The sequence below is a fragment of the Streptomyces sp. NPDC059224 genome (assembly GCF_042754285.1).
Taxonomy (GTDB): domain Bacteria; phylum Actinomycetota; class Actinomycetes; order Streptomycetales; family Streptomycetaceae; genus Streptomyces.
The window spans coordinates 86,494-103,092 of sequence record NZ_JBHZAN010000012.1; the positions used below are offsets into that span (position 1 = coordinate 86,494).

At 67.7% G+C, this 16,599-nt stretch carries 19 protein-coding genes; 13 read left to right on the top strand and 6 right to left on the bottom strand.

Features of this window, described 5'->3' with window-relative positions; genetic code table 11:
* The first annotated feature begins 252 nt into the window (after positions 1-252).
* The 3 genes from ACFXI4_RS14745 (at position 253) to ACFXI4_RS14755 (ending at position 2,733) form a co-directional block, all read left to right on the top strand.
* The gene (locus ACFXI4_RS14745) at positions 253-570 is read left to right on the top strand and encodes a hypothetical protein (RefSeq protein WP_384990453.1); all 318 of its coding nucleotides are present in this window, start codon (positions 253-255) and stop codon (positions 568-570) included.
* Positions 571-679: 109 nt separating this feature from the next.
* Positions 680-1,252, top strand: coding sequence for a hypothetical protein (locus ACFXI4_RS14750; protein WP_384990456.1), 573 nt, complete (start codon positions 680-682; stop codon positions 1,250-1,252).
* Positions 1,253-1,257: 5 nt separating this feature from the next.
* Positions 1,258-2,733, top strand: coding sequence for a hypothetical protein (locus ACFXI4_RS14755; protein ID WP_384990459.1), 1,476 nt, complete (start codon positions 1,258-1,260; stop codon positions 2,731-2,733).
* On the opposite strand, the gene ACFXI4_RS14760 is transcribed toward ACFXI4_RS14755, so the two are convergent.
* From ACFXI4_RS14760 to ACFXI4_RS14775, 4 genes are all read right to left on the bottom strand, one after another.
* Entirely contained in the window at positions 2,723-3,199 is a 477-nt protein-coding gene (locus tag ACFXI4_RS14760) for a hypothetical protein (protein ID WP_384990462.1), read from the bottom strand. The two genes, ACFXI4_RS14755 and ACFXI4_RS14760, sit on opposite strands and share 11 nt — an antisense overlap.
* 60 nt (positions 3,200-3,259) lie before the next feature.
* Complete coding sequence (locus tag ACFXI4_RS14765) at positions 3,260-3,943, bottom strand: hypothetical protein (protein WP_384990464.1); 684 nt, start codon at positions 3,941-3,943, stop codon at positions 3,260-3,262.
* A gap of 96 nt (positions 3,944-4,039) precedes the next feature.
* Complete coding sequence (locus tag ACFXI4_RS14770) at positions 4,040-5,074, bottom strand: hypothetical protein (protein ID WP_384990467.1); 1,035 nt, start codon at positions 5,072-5,074, stop codon at positions 4,040-4,042.
* Positions 5,071-5,805 (bottom strand): hypothetical protein, encoded by a 735-nt coding sequence (locus ACFXI4_RS14775; RefSeq protein WP_384990470.1) that lies wholly within the window; start codon positions 5,803-5,805, stop codon positions 5,071-5,073. Before ACFXI4_RS14775 ends, ACFXI4_RS14770 begins: the two co-directional genes overlap by 4 nt.
* A gap of 575 nt (positions 5,806-6,380) precedes the next feature.
* Between ACFXI4_RS14775 and ACFXI4_RS14780 the strand changes: the two genes are divergently transcribed.
* The 5 genes from ACFXI4_RS14780 to ACFXI4_RS14800 are packed head-to-tail and all read left to right on the top strand — an operon-like array spanning position 6,381 to position 10,243.
* On the top strand, positions 6,381-6,686 hold the full coding sequence (locus tag ACFXI4_RS14780) for a hypothetical protein (RefSeq protein ID WP_384990473.1): 306 nt from the start codon (positions 6,381-6,383) through the stop codon (positions 6,684-6,686).
* Positions 6,683-8,092, top strand: coding sequence for a hypothetical protein (locus ACFXI4_RS14785; RefSeq protein WP_384990475.1), 1,410 nt, complete (start codon positions 6,683-6,685; stop codon positions 8,090-8,092). The genes ACFXI4_RS14780 and ACFXI4_RS14785 overlap by 4 nt, the downstream gene beginning before the upstream one ends.
* A 59-nt stretch (positions 8,093-8,151) precedes the next feature.
* Complete coding sequence (locus ACFXI4_RS14790; RefSeq protein WP_384990478.1) at positions 8,152-8,991, top strand: hypothetical protein; 840 nt, start codon at positions 8,152-8,154, stop codon at positions 8,989-8,991.
* Positions 8,988-9,644, top strand: coding sequence for a hypothetical protein (locus ACFXI4_RS14795; protein WP_384990480.1), 657 nt, complete (start codon positions 8,988-8,990; stop codon positions 9,642-9,644). The genes ACFXI4_RS14790 and ACFXI4_RS14795 overlap by 4 nt, the downstream gene beginning before the upstream one ends.
* Complete coding sequence (locus tag ACFXI4_RS14800) at positions 9,644-10,243, top strand: hypothetical protein (protein WP_384990483.1); 600 nt, start codon at positions 9,644-9,646, stop codon at positions 10,241-10,243. The genes ACFXI4_RS14795 and ACFXI4_RS14800 overlap by 1 nt, the downstream gene beginning before the upstream one ends.
* On the opposite strand, the gene ACFXI4_RS14805 is transcribed toward ACFXI4_RS14800, so the two are convergent.
* Positions 10,233-10,355 (bottom strand): hypothetical protein, encoded by a 123-nt coding sequence (locus ACFXI4_RS14805; protein ID WP_384990486.1) that lies wholly within the window; start codon positions 10,353-10,355, stop codon positions 10,233-10,235. The genes ACFXI4_RS14800 and ACFXI4_RS14805 overlap by 11 nt on opposite strands.
* 249 nt (positions 10,356-10,604) lie before the next feature.
* Positions 10,605-11,279, bottom strand: coding sequence for a hypothetical protein (locus ACFXI4_RS14810; protein WP_384990489.1), 675 nt, complete (start codon positions 11,277-11,279; stop codon positions 10,605-10,607).
* A gap of 498 nt (positions 11,280-11,777) precedes the next feature.
* Between ACFXI4_RS14810 and ACFXI4_RS14815 the strand changes: the two genes are divergently transcribed.
* From ACFXI4_RS14815 to ACFXI4_RS14835, 5 genes are read left to right on the top strand one after another with little or no spacing between them, the layout of a single operon-like run.
* Complete coding sequence (locus ACFXI4_RS14815; protein ID WP_384990491.1) at positions 11,778-12,506, top strand: hypothetical protein; 729 nt, start codon at positions 11,778-11,780, stop codon at positions 12,504-12,506.
* Positions 12,507-12,522: 16 nt separating this feature from the next.
* The gene (locus ACFXI4_RS14820) at positions 12,523-13,362 is read left to right on the top strand and encodes a hypothetical protein (RefSeq protein WP_384990494.1); all 840 of its coding nucleotides are present in this window, start codon (positions 12,523-12,525) and stop codon (positions 13,360-13,362) included.
* Complete coding sequence (locus tag ACFXI4_RS14825) at positions 13,359-14,666, top strand: ATPase, T2SS/T4P/T4SS family (RefSeq protein ID WP_362722085.1); 1,308 nt, start codon at positions 13,359-13,361, stop codon at positions 14,664-14,666. Before ACFXI4_RS14820 ends, ACFXI4_RS14825 begins: the two co-directional genes overlap by 4 nt.
* 39 nt (positions 14,667-14,705) lie before the next feature.
* Positions 14,706-15,662 (top strand): type II secretion system F family protein, encoded by a 957-nt coding sequence (locus tag ACFXI4_RS14830; protein ID WP_362722102.1) that lies wholly within the window; start codon positions 14,706-14,708, stop codon positions 15,660-15,662.
* Entirely contained in the window at positions 15,659-16,579 is a 921-nt protein-coding gene (locus ACFXI4_RS14835) for a type II secretion system F family protein (protein ID WP_384990496.1), read from the top strand. The genes ACFXI4_RS14830 and ACFXI4_RS14835 overlap by 4 nt, the downstream gene beginning before the upstream one ends.
* Positions 16,580-16,599: the final 20 nt, after the last annotated feature.

Genomic DNA, 16,599 nt, shown 5'->3' on the forward strand with positions numbered 1-16,599 from the left:
CCGAAGGCGTGATGTCCTTGAATGGGTTGATCCGGAGCTGCTAGGTGGAGTGAGTCCGCCGTCTCTCTCGGCACGCCTTTCGGGTCTGCAAGGGTGCCCTGTCGGAAACCGCGCCCGCTTGTAACGTGTGTGCTGCAACGGGTTGGTCGGCATCCGGCGTGGACACAGCGGCCAGTACGCTCCTACGGGCGCGTTGCACACGCGACGACGTGCGCCACGACTACACGTGCCGGGGCATTGGGGGAACCAGACATGTCCAAGGGTGATCTCGTCCTGAGTCTTGCCGGGCTGGACGCTTTGGCGGGCCAACTGCGGTCCATCAAGGAGCGCATGGACGACACCGGCCAGGTCGATCGGAAGCTGGGAAACGGAGAGTTGGGCTCGAGCGCGGCCTTCGACGCGATGGAAGGGTTCATGCACGGTTGGAAGGACGGCCGTAGAGAGATCGACACCGGCCTCGAGAACGTGGCGAAGGTGGCGCAGGAGATCGTCGACAAGATGACCGAGCTGGACGTCGATCTCCGGAACGCCCTCCGTAAGCACGAGAGGAAGGTCGCAGGTGGAAAGTGACACTTCCCTCGCTGAGGATCCATTCGCCGGCGCGGCTCCCGGGGACGTCATCGGCATCAACATCCAGGTCCCCAGCACCTGGTACGAGTTCGACATCCACCCCGCCACGGTGAACCGCTCGATCCGCGAGGTGGTCGCGAAGCGGGTCAAACAGCGGCCGGAACTGGCCGAACATCAGGCTGATCTGATCAAGACCCTGAAAAGGGTGGCTCGCGAGGCCCGGACGGCCGACGTCGTCTACTCCGGGTCCATGTGCGAGATTGTCGACGGCGAGCCGATGGTCGCCAGTCTCACGGTCAGCGTGAACACGGCCATGAACGAGACCACGGGTGAGACCGCACCCACCGGCCTCGACACGCTCATGCGCGTCCTGACGCCGATCGAGCCCGGCCGCCGCCTGACAGACCCGTGGCGTCGCGTTCGTCTGGTGGAACTGCCGGATGCTGGCCAGGCCGCGCGTGCCGAAGGCATCGAGGACGTCGAGATCCCCGAGGACAGTCGCAGTTACCGCGCGGCGATGATGCAGACCCTCGTCCCGTTCCCCGACGGCGATCCGAAGGTCGCCGTCATCAGCGCCAGCACCCCCCAATTGGCCCTGATCGAACCCATGCTGGAGCTCTTCGACCTCATCACCAGCACCTTTCGCTTCGTACACCGCGCTGAACTCGACACGGAGAGCTGAGCTCAATGGTCCGCCCCACCGACTGGTACAACCTCGATCTGCATGACGACCCGACGCCCGGCGATCCGCATGAGGTCACACTTCAGGGCCAGCGGTACAAGGCGTTCGCCGAAGACGTCGCCACGGTGCTAGCGGGAATGCGCTCCGCTTCGAAGGACTCCGTCCTGAAGGAATCGGCCGGGAAGGCCATGGGCGCGTTCAAGGAGCAGATCGGCAAACTACCGGGCCAGTTGCAGAAACTCTACGACTCGTACGATCTCGTCTCGGGCGCTCTGCTGGCCTATGCCGGGAAGCTGCAACACGCCCAGACGAGTGCGGACCACGCGCTCGCCAAGGCCCGGATCCTGCGCGGCGACCTTTCCAAGGCGCAGTCCCGCCTCGCCGGTGCCACCACTGCCGCGAACAGTGCCAAGTCGGCCCAGGACAAGCTCAGTAACCCCGCAGGAGGCGCACCAGTACCTGACGAGGAGGAGGTCCGTAAGGCGACACGCGACGCGCGGCACGCCAACGAGCAACAGAAGGCGATGCAGAGTCAGGTCGACAACCTGCACTCCCAGCTGGCGGAACTGAGGACGAAGGCGGAGAACGCCGGCAAGGATCAGGCCAAGGCCGCGACGAAACTCGTACACGACATCCACAGCGCCTCCGACGCCGGCATCCACAACAAGAAGTGGTACGAGAAGGTCGGGGACTGGCTTGGGGAGGCGTGGAAGGGGTTCGTATTCTTCGCCAAGGTTTTCGTGGCCGTCGCCGGCATCTTGCTGCTCTTCGTCGGTGGCCCGCTGGTGTGGTTCGTTCTGGCCGCCGCTCTGATCGTGCTGGCGGACACCATCGTCCAGTTCTCCCAGGGCAAGGCAGGCTGGGGAGATCTCCTCTTCGCCGCGTTGGACTGCATCCCGCTGGTCGGCAAGGTCGCCATGTTGGCGAAGGCAGGCAAGTTCATGTCCGGGTTCAGGATGGCGCTCAAGGTCAGGAAGGCGGAGATCGCCTTCGCCCGCCTGGTCAAGGTATGGCGCATGGGCGAGGACCTCAAGGGCTTCCGCCAGGTCGGCTTCGCGTTCGCCAAGGGCGAGATGAAGATGACGCTCAAGGATGTCCTGAACGGCGGTTGGAGCGAGGTGCAGAAGAATGCCCTGCAGAACCTCACAGGCAATGTCGTCGGAGCTGGGACGGGCACCCTGGTGAGCAAGGGGTTGTCCAACCTGCCCGGCAAGCTCTATCGGAGCAGTCTGTTCAACATGGACCGAAGGCAGTTCGGTAAACTCAATATGGCGCTGAACGGCAAGAACGTGTTGGGTACGAGTACGGTCGGTGCGGCGCAGGGTTTTGTGACCAGCTTGACCCGGGCTACCGTCAACACAGCTTTGTTCGGCGCAGATTTCGATACCAGTGGGGTGTTCATGGACACCGTCAGTGGCGGTGGCGGAGGCCTCGGATACAAGCCGGGCATCCTGCCGGCCAAGGCGGCCCTCAGCTCTTGAGATTATTCAATGTATTCTGGAAGCGCGCCATCGCAGCCACGACTCGTGGGCGGATCTCGACGTTTTGAATTTCGCCGGTGTCCGAGATGGTTGTGAAATCTGTCGCTTCTGTGATGTGGTCGAGGTACCTGTCTGTGAATTCCTCCGCCGCCGACCAGACTGCCTCCGCCACAACTTCCGGTGTAGATTCGTCGATCATGGTCCGACGGTGCGAGATCGTCAGATTTCCGCGTTTATCGAGCTTGAACTTGATCGAAAACATGGGGTCCGTGAAGTTGAAGGTTCCCCGGCCGCGCCTGAGGAGAGTGCCCAGGCCGTCCAGCAGGTCGGGCAGCACCACGAACACTTGAATGCCCAGCCCGCCGTCCTTGTCGCGGCTCCGTGAGGATGCTTGCGCATTCGGCCCACGGACGTCGATATGACCGAAGACAAGCCCGTCTTTGACGTCGTCCTGCCCGTCGATCATGGTGAAATGAAATTCCGGCATGATGCCTCGTATCAGGTGGGAGTTGAGCCAGCTGGTGTGTTAACGAGATGATGGACTTTTCCTGAAGGCTTTCCACAGTGAGTAGAGAAGCTTGCGCCGCTGTTCCTCTTGGGACGGGGGGACGGTGATGCCGGCTTCCTGCGCGCGGTGCCAGGCGGTCTCGCTCACTGTGCGCGGTCTGGTACCGCCGCTATCGAGGTGCACGTGCTGAGGGCGCACGGCCAGTAGCCTTCGATGGCCAGGCAGTGCGACCACGCAGGCGTACCGTGGATCCCCCGCAAACGTGAATCCCGCCGACCTGGCTTCCCTCACCGAGCGCCGCCAGGACTTGCCCGTGCCATATCGCCGGAAGGCCACTTGGATTTTCTTGTGTGGTTCATCCGGATCAGGCAGACGGAAATACTCGATGTCGGCAGGTGATTTTCCAAGCGGAGGGCAGTACTGCCAGGGATACGCCTTCAGTACGGCTCTCATCTTGCCGATGTGTTCCCAGCGCACGGAGGCGAGACCGATCCCCACCGTGATGACGAGAACTACCGGGACAGAGAGGGCGATCGCGAGAAGCTTGCCCACGTGGTCCTCCGCTCTCGTGAAGAGAGTTACAAAGCCCAGTAGGCAGAAAATCCAAAAGATCAGGTTGGCGAGCGAGCGGCGGCGCTCATTCTGCCAAGCGCGGATGGTCGCCGGATTGACGAAGGCCGTTTCCGGCACCTGGTCGGTCATCCACTCGTCCTTCCCGATGCGGTGCTTGTGTTCTTTGAGGGTGTGGGTGTGTTCCCGTGGGCCGCAGAACGAGTGGTGCATTCCGCCCGCGCATGTTCAGCGATTCACGGCTTGGATTTCCTGAACCTTGATGTCCTGGTCATTACCGAAAGTCCCGTCAGGCAGGTTGCCACCCGTACCCCCGGTTCCAGTCCAAGTGATCTCCCAGGTGACGGTGGCCTGGAGCTTGTACGTCCCATCACCCGACGATCGCAGGTACTTGACGCCGCACGGCGGTGTGTCGCCGGACTTGCCTTTCGCGTACGGCTCACCGATCGAGCCGTCGGCGTTGATCGCACATTCGCCGGAAGCAGGATAGATCTCGGCGGCGTCGGTTCCGGGCTGGAGCCTCAGTGAGGTGGGCCTGGCCATGGTGGTGGCCTGCATGTTCAGCCCCGGCGCGGTGATGGATGCCGTGACGGAGACGGGTTTGAAGTCGGCCTTGTCCAACCATGCCCAAGTGGCGAGGTTGACCTTGGTGGTGCCGCTCGGGGCAAGCGTTACCTCGGTGCCCGGGACTTCGATCTGCTCATAGGCGAGTCCAGCCAGGATCTCCGGCGAGATGGCGTTCTTGACCTTCGGAGTCTCGCCGTTCTCCGCCCAGAAAGGCAGAGTGGAATTGCACGCTGTTCGATCGAGGATGGCCGCGTTCGGGTTCTCGACTGCTCCCCACCACATGCCGTCGTCCTGCTTGTCGAGGTTGTAGTTCTTGTACTCGCCGTCCTTGTACTTGTCTCGAAACTGAGACGTCGCGTTCTTCGCGTAGTTAGGCTGATTGGGGTCGGTCGTGACGTTCTTGTACTCGGACTCCGTTTCCTGGGCGAACTGCTTGGCCGTCCACTTCGGCGCAATCCAGCAGGCCGGAGGTGTCCAGGAGGCCCCCGTGGCCGAGACGTGTCCCACGGAAGAGCCGGAGCCGTTCTTCGAAGTGTCGTAAGAGACCGCCGCGTAGAGCGTGTCGTTCTTGAGACCGGTGTCTTTGTGGGTGTTGGCCGTACCCTTGTCGATGGGGCCGCCGGCGAAGGCGCTGTGCGCTGTGGCGAGAAGCAGGACAGCGGTCAGTCCGGTAACGCCGACTGTGTGGCGCTTCATGCCTTGCACTGCGTGGCCTCCGTCTGTACCTCGATGTCCTCAGCGGTCCACAGGCCCGGGGCTTCCTGGGACGCCGTCATGACGATCTCGAAGTAGTAGTAGTCCTTGTCGCTGGGACTGGTCTTGAGGATCTTCTTGGATTCGACTTCCTTTCCGTAGAACTTCGAGTCGTCATCACAGAAGGAGACAGAGGCTCGCTTGCCGTCGGCCGCCAGATCGACCTTGCCCTGCGAGTAGCGCTGAACCCCGGTGACGGTCCAGCCACCGTCGACGTACTGCTTGATCTGCTTTTTGGCGTAACTCTGAGCGCTGCTGCCAGCCGCGGAATAGAACTTGTAAGCCGCGTCCTCCGGGTCCTGCCGGACGATCCCGTAGTTGACGGCCCGGACGAAGTTCTCCGCGTCAGCGAGAGCTGCGGCCTCCTTCTCGCCGGACCGCCGGGTGATGTCGAACACCATCTCGAAGTCCGAGGGGAACGTCATGGTCGGACGGTGAATATTCGCTGCGGTGTTCGACGGGGTCGGGGATGTTGACGTCCTGGTGCCGTTGGCGTCCGCCCCTGCGATCTTTTCGTTGTCCTTGGAGCTGTCGTTCCCGCCTCCGCAAGCCGTCAGCAGCAGGGCCGCGGCGGCGGCGAGCGCGGTGGCAACGGGCAAAGTGCGGCGCTTCACAGTGGACTCCCCGTGAGAATGAAATTCGTCGAGGATGCAGACGCTATCGGCGGGCTTCACGGTTTCGCCAGAGCGAACTTCCCTGCGAAATAGGCAATTAGGTACAAATCGGCTTCTTGTGGTGTGTGATGTGTCCCGATCGTGCTCGAAGAGGTGACGGCCCCGGTCGCCTTCAAGTGGCGGTGCCGTTGCGATGCTCTGCTCCGACGAGTTCCTGTTCTCGACGTCGTCCTGCCCGATCGTCCCAGGCGATCGATGTCGACGAGGGCTTACTCGTCGCGGCTCACGAGGGCCGAGCCTGCCATGGTCCGGCGGAAGAGAGCGTGGCGTGACGCCCACTCGTGTGCGGCTTCCTCTGTGTTCTGGGGCCCTGAGGGAGCGCGTAGGCGAGTGGGTGTCGTGCCTGCACAGTGCGTTCCTGTGTCGGAGCCGTGAGGCAGCCGCAGGTGAGGCCGGAGGCGGGTGTGCCGAAGCAAGAGGTCGAGGTGGTGTAGCCGGGATCGGTTCAGCATCCCCTCCTTTGGTCTCCCTTTGCGGTCCGTTGGTTGTGGCCCCCGAAACGCTCGACACACAGTGACCGTGGTCCTCCGCGTCTCGTGGGGCGGCCGGGCAGGCAGGTGTTCACGGGGGTAGTGGTGGCGGAGCACGTCAAGGTGTCCACGACGGAGTTGCGGGAGATCAGCCGCTCCGTCGCGAAGTTGAAGGCCAACTTCGAACACGCGAAGGATCTCGTCGACTCGTACGGTTCCGAGATCGGGTCCGGCGAGGTGGCCGGTGCGCTGGACGACTTCGCCGACGACTGGAAGAAGAAGCGCAAGCAGCTCTGTGACGGGCTGGAGTTCCTCGGGAAGACCGCGGGCGAGGCGGCCAAGGCCTACGACGGGATCGACCAGCATCTCGCCGACGCGCTGCTCAAGGCGCAGCAGCCGGGGGAGAAGTGAGCGACGACTTCTCCGGTGTCGACTGGCAGACGGCCCGCTACGACGACAGGGAGTTCACGCCCGGGGATCCGTACGAGGTCGCCCGGCTCGGCAAGCGGATCTCCGACACCGCCAAGCTCATCGAGGAGCAGGCCGGCAAGCTGAACAACCTCGTCGACGGGAACGGGTGGGACTCCGACGCGGGGCGGGAGTTCACCAAGAAGACGGACGACACCGTCAAGCTGCTCGGTCAGTCGCACCAGCGGTACGCGGCGGCGGGTGCGGCTCTCGGATCCTCCGTGCCGTACGAGCCCGTCGCCGATCAGGTGCGGGAGAACTGGGCCGCTGCTCTCAACCACGCCCAGAACCGGGTGCGCGCCGCGCTGCGGAAGGCTGCTGCTGCCGATGCCGACAGCAGTAACTACCAGAAGCAGATCGACCAGCATCCGTCGAGTGACGACAGCCATCCCGACAAGCAGAAGCTGAAGCGGCAGAAGGAGGCCTCGGACGGGGATCTGGACGCCGCGAAGCGGGAGATCCGGGCCGCGCTCGACTACCGGGACACCCAGGCCGGGTACGCCGCCAAGGCGATACGGGACGCCATCGACCACGATGGTCTGAAAGACCCCAAGCACCACTGGTGGGACAACTGGAAGGACCGGGTCGCCACCGTCGGCCACTGGGCGGGAGCGATCGCCGGGGTGCTCTGCCTGCTGGCTCTGGTACTGAGCTGGGTCCCCATCCTCGGCGAGGTGCTCGGGGCACTGGCCCTGATCGCCTCCGTGGTCGCGCTTGTCTGCGACACCGTCTCCGCGCTGGACGGCAAGGGCACCTGGCTGGACGTCGCCATCGACGTGGTCGGCGTGCTGTCCTTCGGCGCCGGCCGGGTTCTCGGGACGACCTTCAAAGAGGCGGCCACCGCCGCGCGAGGATCGTCGGCGCTCAGGGAGTTCCTGAACCTGCGGGGACTGGGCGTGGGCGAGAAACTGGCCGGCGAAATCGCCCAGGCCAACTCGGGAGTCAAGGCTGGCAAGATCGCCGAGGCCCTGGCGAAGGGACCGGACAGCGTCCTGCCCAGGATGAAGTCGATCGTCAAGGAGTCCGTCAACTTCAAGGCGTACTTCAGCGACATCCGCACGGCCGTCGCCGAGCGTGGCGCCGAGGACTCGATCCTCACCAAGGACCTGCCCAGGTGGAGCGGTCTCTCCGACTCGGTCTTCAAGGGCAAGGCATGGTCGGCCGGTGGCCTGTACGCAGCGAGCCAGGTGCTGCCGCTGGGCGCGGGCATCGTGAACCTGGCGCCCTCGGCGGGCTGGGAGCCGACCTCCGTCGAACGCAACCAGTTCGACGGGCTCAAGCACACGGCTCCCCTCGGGTCGAGCGGCATTCCCTTCTACAACTGGAACTGGAAGGCCGCCGGCGGCTGAGGCTGTCAGCGGTATCGGATCACGGCGAGGCCCGCAGGGGTGAGGAGAGAACGAGGAAAGTGGCACTTGGAGACGGTCAGACCGTCGACGAACAGTTCGCCCGGCTCCCGAAAAGCAGACAGCGCGAACTCGAGGAGAAGGGGCTCGGTCTGCCGAGACTGCGCGACATCGCCCTCGAGGAGGGCGGTGAGCTGGCCGTGCGGCACATCCTCACGGAACACTCCCTCCCTTCCAGCCTCTGGGATTTCGACGGCGACCGGCGCACGGACGAGAGCAGAGGGGCCTGGACGTGGATGTGGCTGCTCCTGGCCGCCGTCATCGGCGTGGCCCTGTGCCTGCTGTCCACGTACGTCCTCAATTCCTCCGCGCTCTTCGTCGGTGTCGCCTGCGGCGTGGCCGTGGCCTGGGCGGGGTTCAAGACCCGCAGGTCCTTCGGAGGGCTCGTAGCCTGCGGCCTCGTCGCGGTCGCCTATGCCGCCTTGATCTGGATGGGCTCGTACGCCGCCGACGAGTGGTACCTGCACCTGCGTGGGCAGGAGGCCACGGTCACCTACGCGAAGCCTCTGCGCGAGCAGGCGTCGCACGGTGTTCGCGTCACGTACTGCCGTGTCACGCTTCCGGACGGAGCCGTCCGCAGGGTCTTCAAGAACGACGAGCGGTGTACGGACGAGGCCATGGCCGGCGCCAAGGCCCTCGCAGTGATCGACCCGTCGGATCACTACCGGCCGGTTCTCGGAGGCAAGTCCGCCGTCGGCGGGACCGCCGCCGCATACGTGTGCCTCGCCGCCGCCGCCGTCCTCGTCCTCACCCCGGTGACCGCTGCTGTGATGAGCCGGTCGAACGAGCGCCGCAGCGGGCGGGGCGAACAGGGCCACAGGGCGAGCGGAACGGACGTATGACCGACGGCACGGAATCCCACGTCACCTCCGTCCCACCCCCCTCCGACTACCGCCTCGCCGTGCCCGACGGCTGGGAGCGGATCGTGCTGGACAGCCCGGAGCGCTGGACGCACCGCATCGACAAGCTGGTCAAGCGGGGGCTGCGGCGTACGCAGGCCACTCCGCAGCTGGAGGCCGCGCTCGCGGAGCGGATGCGGGCACAGGCCGAGGCCGCACGGGCCAACGGTGGCGTGGAGATGTACGTCGTCAACCAGGTCCTCGGCCAGGTTGCCGTCTCGGCCGGTCTGGTCGTGACCGTCCTGGTGCCGTCGCCCGGCACCGACCCGGGCGACCTCGGCGACATCGCCCGTTCCCTCGCCCTCCGCGCCGACGCCGACCGCGTCGGTGACGACGGCGTCACCCTCGTCGACCTCCCCGCGGGCCCGGCCGTACGCCACCGCTACCTCCGCCGGCCCGCCCCCGACGCCCCCGGCAGCCTCGACGGCAACAAGCTCGCCGTCGCCCACCTGGACGTCTACCTCGCCGTCCCGCACAGCGGCCAGCGGCTGTTGCTCTCCTTCTCGACCCCGACGGCACCACCGCTGGAGCCGCTGGTGGAGGCCCTGGTCACGTTGTTCGACTCCGTCGCCCGCACTCTGCAATGGATGGCCTGATGCCCGGGTTCGCTGCCGCCACCGTTCGTATGCGGACACCGGAGGGCGCCGTCGCGCTGCCCGTGCAGTCGTCCGTGGATCTGCGCGCGTGGGCCGCGGAGGCGGCCGCGCGCCGCGTCGGTCCGGACGATGATGACGAGCCGAAGCTGCTCGACGCCCTCGCCGCCGAGCTGCGCGAGGCCGCCGCGGACTCCCGTGGGCGGGGCCCGGTCACGGCGTTGTCGTACGTCCCCGAGCCGCGCCTCGGTGAGCTGGCCCGGATCGAGCTGTCCGCGCTGGTCGCCGACGACACGTACCCGGCCGTCACCGTCGACCTGCTGCGGCGCTACCTCGCCGCCCCCACCCCGGTCTCCTACCGTCCGCCAGAGGCCGAGCTGGTTGCCCTTCCCGCGGGTCCGGCGGTGCGGGTCCGGCACGCGTACGTCCAGGACGTCGGCCGGGACGGGCTGGGGACGGTCACGGAGACCTGTGCGTACGGCATCCGCGCCGACCCGGCGTGGGGGCTCGTCCTGTTCACGTCCTGGCGGGCCCTCGCCCGGACGGACCTGCTGTGCGCTCTCACCGACGAACTGGCCAGGACCGTCCGGGTCACGCCGTAGCCGCGTCGCTCCGCCGGCTCAGCACGACGAGTGCCCACACGACTGCCACCGCCCCGGCGAGCGTCGAGAAGATGCCCAGCGCCCACAGCCACGGGTAGGGGAGAACACCCAACTCGGCAAGTCCGTGCGGTGCTTGCTCCTGCCGCTGTCCACCGTGTTGAAGGCCAGGGGCAGGAAGGGCATCAGCGCCGCCCACCGCGAGACTCCGTCGCCCCAGAGCGTCGATCAGTGCCGGCAGGACAGTGCCGCCCGCGATCACCGGAAAGCCCAGGCAGCCGAAGAGGAAGTCGCCCCTCTTCCTCCCGGTTCCGGGGCGGCGCGAGCGGCCTTCGGGCGCCTGGGCCTGGCGGATCCGCCCATGTCAGCGCACCCCGTCATGGACGGTCGTCACCAGCTGGTGGATCAGGTCCTGGCCCTCCAGGGACGTCAGCCGGCACCAGGAACCGTCCGTGAAGGTGATCCTGAAGTCCCGCCCGCCGACACCGAAGGGCCGCCGCTCGACCGCGGTCACCGTGCTCAGGTCCGTCTCCCAGAGGACTTCCTCCCAGGGATCCCCGGGGTCCTTCAGCCCGCCCAGCACCAGCAACCGCCGGTCGGTCAGGGCCAGTTCCGTGATGTCCGGGTCGGGACGGCGAGCCGGGTCGAGCTGCCAGGGGAGGGTGCGGGCGATCGTGCCGGGGGCCGCCCACACCACCGGGAAGTCCTTCTCCTCGTTCTCCGGGTCCTCGCTTGTGCCGAGGCCCTCGGGCTGGGCCGGGCTGCCTCCGAGGAGTCCGAAGACGATGGTGAGCAGGAGGACGGACACCGTCACCACGCCGTCCCACACCACCCGGTCGAACCATGAGCGCGGGCGGTACGTCGGCCCGGTCGGCCAGCCCGCCAACTCGTCCTGGATGTCGCGCCGTTCCGTGTCACGGAACCAGCGTCGGCCCTCGACCCGGCCCGCGGCCCCGGTGGCGAAGGACACCCGGCCGCGCGTCACGAGTTCCTCGCCCTCGGGGGGCTTCCAGTGATGTCGGTACGACGGCTCGATCACGGCCTGGCACCTTCCCCGTCCTTCATGCCGGCAATGCGTCACCCGGCCGACGGGTCCTCTTTCGGATACCCGGGCGGCCGGTCCTCCTCACGGATACCCTCATGACATGGGTCGGTCAAACCGGCGTGAGTGATTCGTGCAGGCCTGATGGGTGCGTGGTGAGGGCCCCGGGCAAGACGGGTGTGCGAGCGGGACGTTCGGGATTCGCCGCCGCACAGTCCGCCGCGCGTCCCTGTCCCCGTGTTCTCAACTGACCCGGGGGCCACCCCCGTTGCAGATCGCAACGTCGATTTCAGTGAGGTCAAGGAGTCCGGCCGCGCCTTGAGGGGCTTATGTGCGGCTGATACGGTGCGAACGCTTGACACTCACCCCGCGGCGGAGTAATCGGCCGAATCGGGGTGATTCGTGTGGAGTGTCCGCTTTCGCGGTGCGGAGAGCGTTGACGGCGTTTCAGAGTTTCTGGCAGACACAGTCTTGGGTGTAACGGGGAGCGGTTGCGTGAAGATCCAGGAGCGTACGGGGGCGGGCGCCGGTCGTTCCGCCGGCCCGGCTCAGCCTTCGGCCGGTGACCGGCTTCCCACCGCGCCGCGTGAGCGCAAGCCGGCGCTGGCCGCGCTCGCGGTGCTGCTGATCCTGCTGGGCGCGCTGGGCGCGACGACGCTCGTGCTGCAGGCCGGCGACCGGATCGAGGTCGTCAAGGTGACCGACGACATCCAGGCCGGCGAGTCCGTCACCAGCGGCAACGCGACGTCCGTCCTGGTCGCGGCCGACGACGGCATCAACTACGTCAAGTGGTCCCAGCTGGACTCCCTGAAGTCCTACAAGGCCAGGTCGACCATCTACAAGGGCACGGTCGTCATCGGCGACATGTTCACCAAGGGCAGCTCCCTGCCCGCCGGCAAGGCCTCCGTCGGTGTCGCCCTCAAGGAGGGCCAGTACCCGGCCGACATCAAGCCCGGTGACGTCGTCGCCGTCTACAACGTGGCCACGAACAGCTCCGGTTCCGGTTCCGGATCCGGCGGCAACGACTCGGCGGCGGCCTCCTCCGGCGCGCCGATCGTCGACAACGCCAAGGTCAACACCAAGTCCGACGACAGCGACGCCACCATCAGCACCGGCAACCTCTCGCTCACGCTGCTCGTCGACGAGGACGACGCCGCCGCCGTCGCGCGTGCCGCGTCCGCGGGCGCGGTCGCCATCGTGCACGTACCCGGCAACGGCAACTAGAAGGCGGCCCCACCCCATGGCGCTCATCGCAATCGCCGCCGACAAGGGTTCCCCCGGCGTCACCACCGCGGCCGTCGCGCTGGCCGCGGTCTGGCCGCGCCGGGTACTGCTCGCCGAGGCCGACCCGGCCGGCGGCGACCTGGTCTACCGCAGCGCCGCCGCGCACGGCGGACCGCTCAATCCCAACACCGGCATGCTCTCCATAGCCGCCACGGCCCGGCGCGGGCTCGTACCCGACCAACTCTGGGACCACGTCCAGCCGTTGAGCGGCGGACTGGAGGTCCTCGTCGGCCTCGGCATCGCCGAGCACGCCGCCGGCCTGGCCGGGCTCTGGCCCACCCTCGGACACGCCTTCGCCTCCCTCGCCGACTCGCCGAACGCGCCCGCCGACGTCATCGCCGACTGCGGACGGATCAGCGGCGACACCCCGGCCGTCGAACTCCTCCCGCACGCCGCGCTCGTGCTGCTCGTGTCACGCACCGAGCCCGAGGCCCTCGCCCGGGTCCGGGACCGCGCCGCCGCACTGGCCCAGAAGCTGCACGGCGGTCCGCGCGGCGCCGCCGCCCTCGCGACCCCGCTGATCGGTGTCGTGCTGGTGGCGGACCCGTCCAGCTCCGGCAAGCTGGTCAACCAGGTCAACGACATGCTCGTGCACGCCCAGACCGGCGCCCGGGTGGTCGGCACCATCGCCGACGACCCCGCGGGCGCCGACCAGCTGGCCGGCCGCAGGCGCGGGCGCCTCGACAAGTCCCTGCTCATCCGCTCGGCCCGCAAGGTCACCGCCGACCTGCACCAGCAGTACGGCGCCGCCTGGGCCGTACCGGCACAGGCGCCCCAGGCAGGGGCCGGCCGATGACCGCTGTCGACCACCAGTTGGTCAAGCGGTTCCGGCAGGAGGCCGGCGACCGTATCGCCGAACAGCGCCGCCAGGACCAGACCGCCGGTGTCACACCGATGTCCACGGAGGACGAACGGCAGTACGCCCGCGCGGTCATAGCCCAGATCCTGGAGGAGTACGCCCGCACGGAGATCAACGCCGGGCGCACCCCGCTGGACGCGGAGACCGAGGAGCAGTACGCCGCCGCGGTGCACGCGGCGCTGTTCGGCGTCGGCCGTCTCCAGCCGCTGCTGGACGACCCCGAGGTCGAGAACATCGACATCAACGGGTGCGACCAGGTGTTCGTCGGGTACAGCGACGGGCGGGAGGCGAAGGGGGATCCGGTCGCCGAGACCGACGAGGAACTCGTCGAGCTCATCCAGGTGCTCGGCGCCTACTCGGGTCTCTCCTCGCGGCCCTTCGACTCCGCCAACCCGCAGCTCGACCTCCGCCTCCCCGACGGCTCCCGGCTCTCCGCCGTCATGGACGTCACCCGGCGGCCCGCGCTGTCCATCCGGCGTGCCCGCATGGGCAAGGTCTTCATCTCCGACCTGGTCGGCAACGGCACGCTGACGCCCGAGGTCGCGCACTTCATGGCCTGTGCCGTGCGCGCCCGCAAGAACGTCATGATCGCGGGCGCCACGAACGCCGGCAAGACGACGCTGCTGCGCGCCCTCGCCAACGAGATCCCGCCGCACGAGCGGCTCATCACCGTCGAACGGGCGCTGGAGCTCGGCCTCGACACCTTCCACGACCTGCACCCGAACGTCGTGGCCTTCGAGGAGCGGCTGCCCAACTCCGAGGGACAGGGCACCATTTCGATGGCCGAACTGGTCCGCCGTTCCCTCCGTATGAACCCCTCCCGGGTCATCGTGGGCGAGGTCCTCGGCGACGAGATCGTCACCATGCTCAACGCGATGTCGCAGGGCAACGACGGGTCCCTCTCCACGATCCACGCCAACAGCTCCAGCGAAGTCTTCAACCGCATCTCGACGTACGCGCTCCAGGCCGCCGAGCGACTGCCCATCGAGGCCAGCCAGATGCTGATCGCGGGCGCGGTCAACTTCGTCGTCTTCATCCAGCGGCGCAACAACTACCAGACCGGCGGCCGCCTGCAGCGCATGGTCACCTCGGTCCGTGAGGTCAACGGCGTGGACGGCCGGGTGCTGTCCAGCGAGGTGTTCGCGGAGACCCCCGACGGCCGGGTCGTACCGCATGCGCCCATAGCCTGCCTGGAGGACCTGATGGCCTACGGCTACCAGCCGCACGGGGCATGGGGGTGACGTGACATGAACCTCAACCCCTTGGACTCGCTGGGCACCATGGGCGGGCTCTTCTCCACCACCGTCCTGTACGCCCTCGGCTGCGGCATCGCGGTCGGCGGCGGCCTCGCGCTGCTGATCCTGGCGATCCGCGGCCTGCCCGCCAAGCCCGACCACGAGAGGCAGAAGGCCAACGAACGGGCCGCCGAACTGATCCGGTTCGCCGGGCAGCGCGGTTCCCTCGCGGCCATCGTCGGCCTCGCCGTACTGCTGCTGACCCGCTGGGCGGTGGCCGGTGTCGCCGCAGGTGTCCTGGTCTTCTTCTGGGACAAGCTGTTCGGTGGCGCCGGCGAGGAACGGGCCGCCATGAAGCGGGTGGAGGCGCTCGCCTCCTGGACCGAGTCGCTGCGCGACACCATCGCCGGCGCGGTCGGCCTGGAACAGGCGATCCCGGCCTCGGCCCGGGCCGCCGCACCCATCCTCCGCCCGCACCTGGACGCCCTCGTCGACCGGCTGCGCGCCCGCACCCCCCTCCCCGACGCGCTCCAGCACCTCGCCGACGAGATCGACGACGCGTCGGCCGACATCATCGTGGCGGCGCTCATCCTCAACGCCCGCCTCCGCGGCCCGGGTCTGCGCCAGGTGCTCGGCGCGCTCGCCAAGTCGTCCCGCGAAGAGGTCGACATGCGCCAGCGCGTGATGGCCCAGCGGGCGTCCACCCGGCGCTCGGTGCAGATCGTCGTCGCCGTGTCGGTCGCGTTCGTCCTCGGCCTCGCCGTCTTCAACCGCGACTTCGTCTCGCCGTACGGCACGGCCGTCGGCCAGCTGGTGCTCGCCCTGGTCTGCGCGCTGTTCGCGCTCGGCTTCTGGTGGCTGCGCAAGCTCTCCACCATCGAGACACCGGAGCGGTTCCTGGTCCGCGACCGCTCCTCCGTGCAGTTCGTACGCCCGCCCCGCACCGTGCCCGGGCAGCCCGGCCAGCAGCCGCTGCCCACCGAGGAAGGAGTACGCCGATGAGCCTGACGATGCCGATCGTCGTCGGCGTGATCCTGGGTCTCGGCGTCTACGCCCTGATCCGCGCCCTGATGCCCGCCAAGCGCAGCCCGGTCGCACAGGTCGCCCGGATCGACGCGATGCGGGCACGCGGCGCGGCCTACGAGTCGGCGCGGCAGACCCAGGACACCGGCCGGTTCGGTTCACTGCGTGCCGACGTCGGCGCACGGGTCGCCGAGTTCTACCGGCAGCAGGGCTGGGAACAGCGCTCGCTGCGGGCCGACCTCGCCGTCCTGGACCGCAGCTGGGAGAAGTTCCTGGCGACCAAGGTGCTGCTCGCGGCCGGCGGCCTGATCTTCGGGCCGTTCCTGTTCGCCGTCGTCTACACGATGGGCTTCGGCCACAGCCCGGTCATCCCGGTCTGGCTGTCCCTGGTCTGCTCGGCCCTGTTCTTCTTCCTGCCCGACCTGGAGGTACGACGGGACGCGGCCGACAAGCGCCGGGACCTCAGGCGGGTCATCGGGGCCTACCTGGACCTGGTCTCGATGAGCCTGGCCGGCGGCCGCGGCCTGCCCGAGGCGCTGATGGCGGCCGCCGAGATCTCCGACGGCTGGGCCAACCAGCGCATCCGCAACGCCCTCTCCGACGCCCGGATCACCGGCGTCAGCCAGTGGCAGGCGCTCGGCGCGCTCGGCGAGGAGCTGGGCGTCGAGGAACTCAAGGACCTGTCGGCCTCGCTGGCCCTGGTCGCGGACGACGGCGCCAAGGTACGTGAGTCCCTCGCCTCCCGCGCGGAGACCATGCGTCACCGCGAACTGGCCGAGATCGAGGGCAGCGCGGGCGAGAAGTCCCAGTCGATGCTCGTCGCCCAGCTGCTGCTGTGCGCCGGCTTCCTGGTTTTCCTGATCTTCCCGGCGGCGATGCGGGTGTTCCAGGTGTGAGCTGATGTGAGCCGAATCGC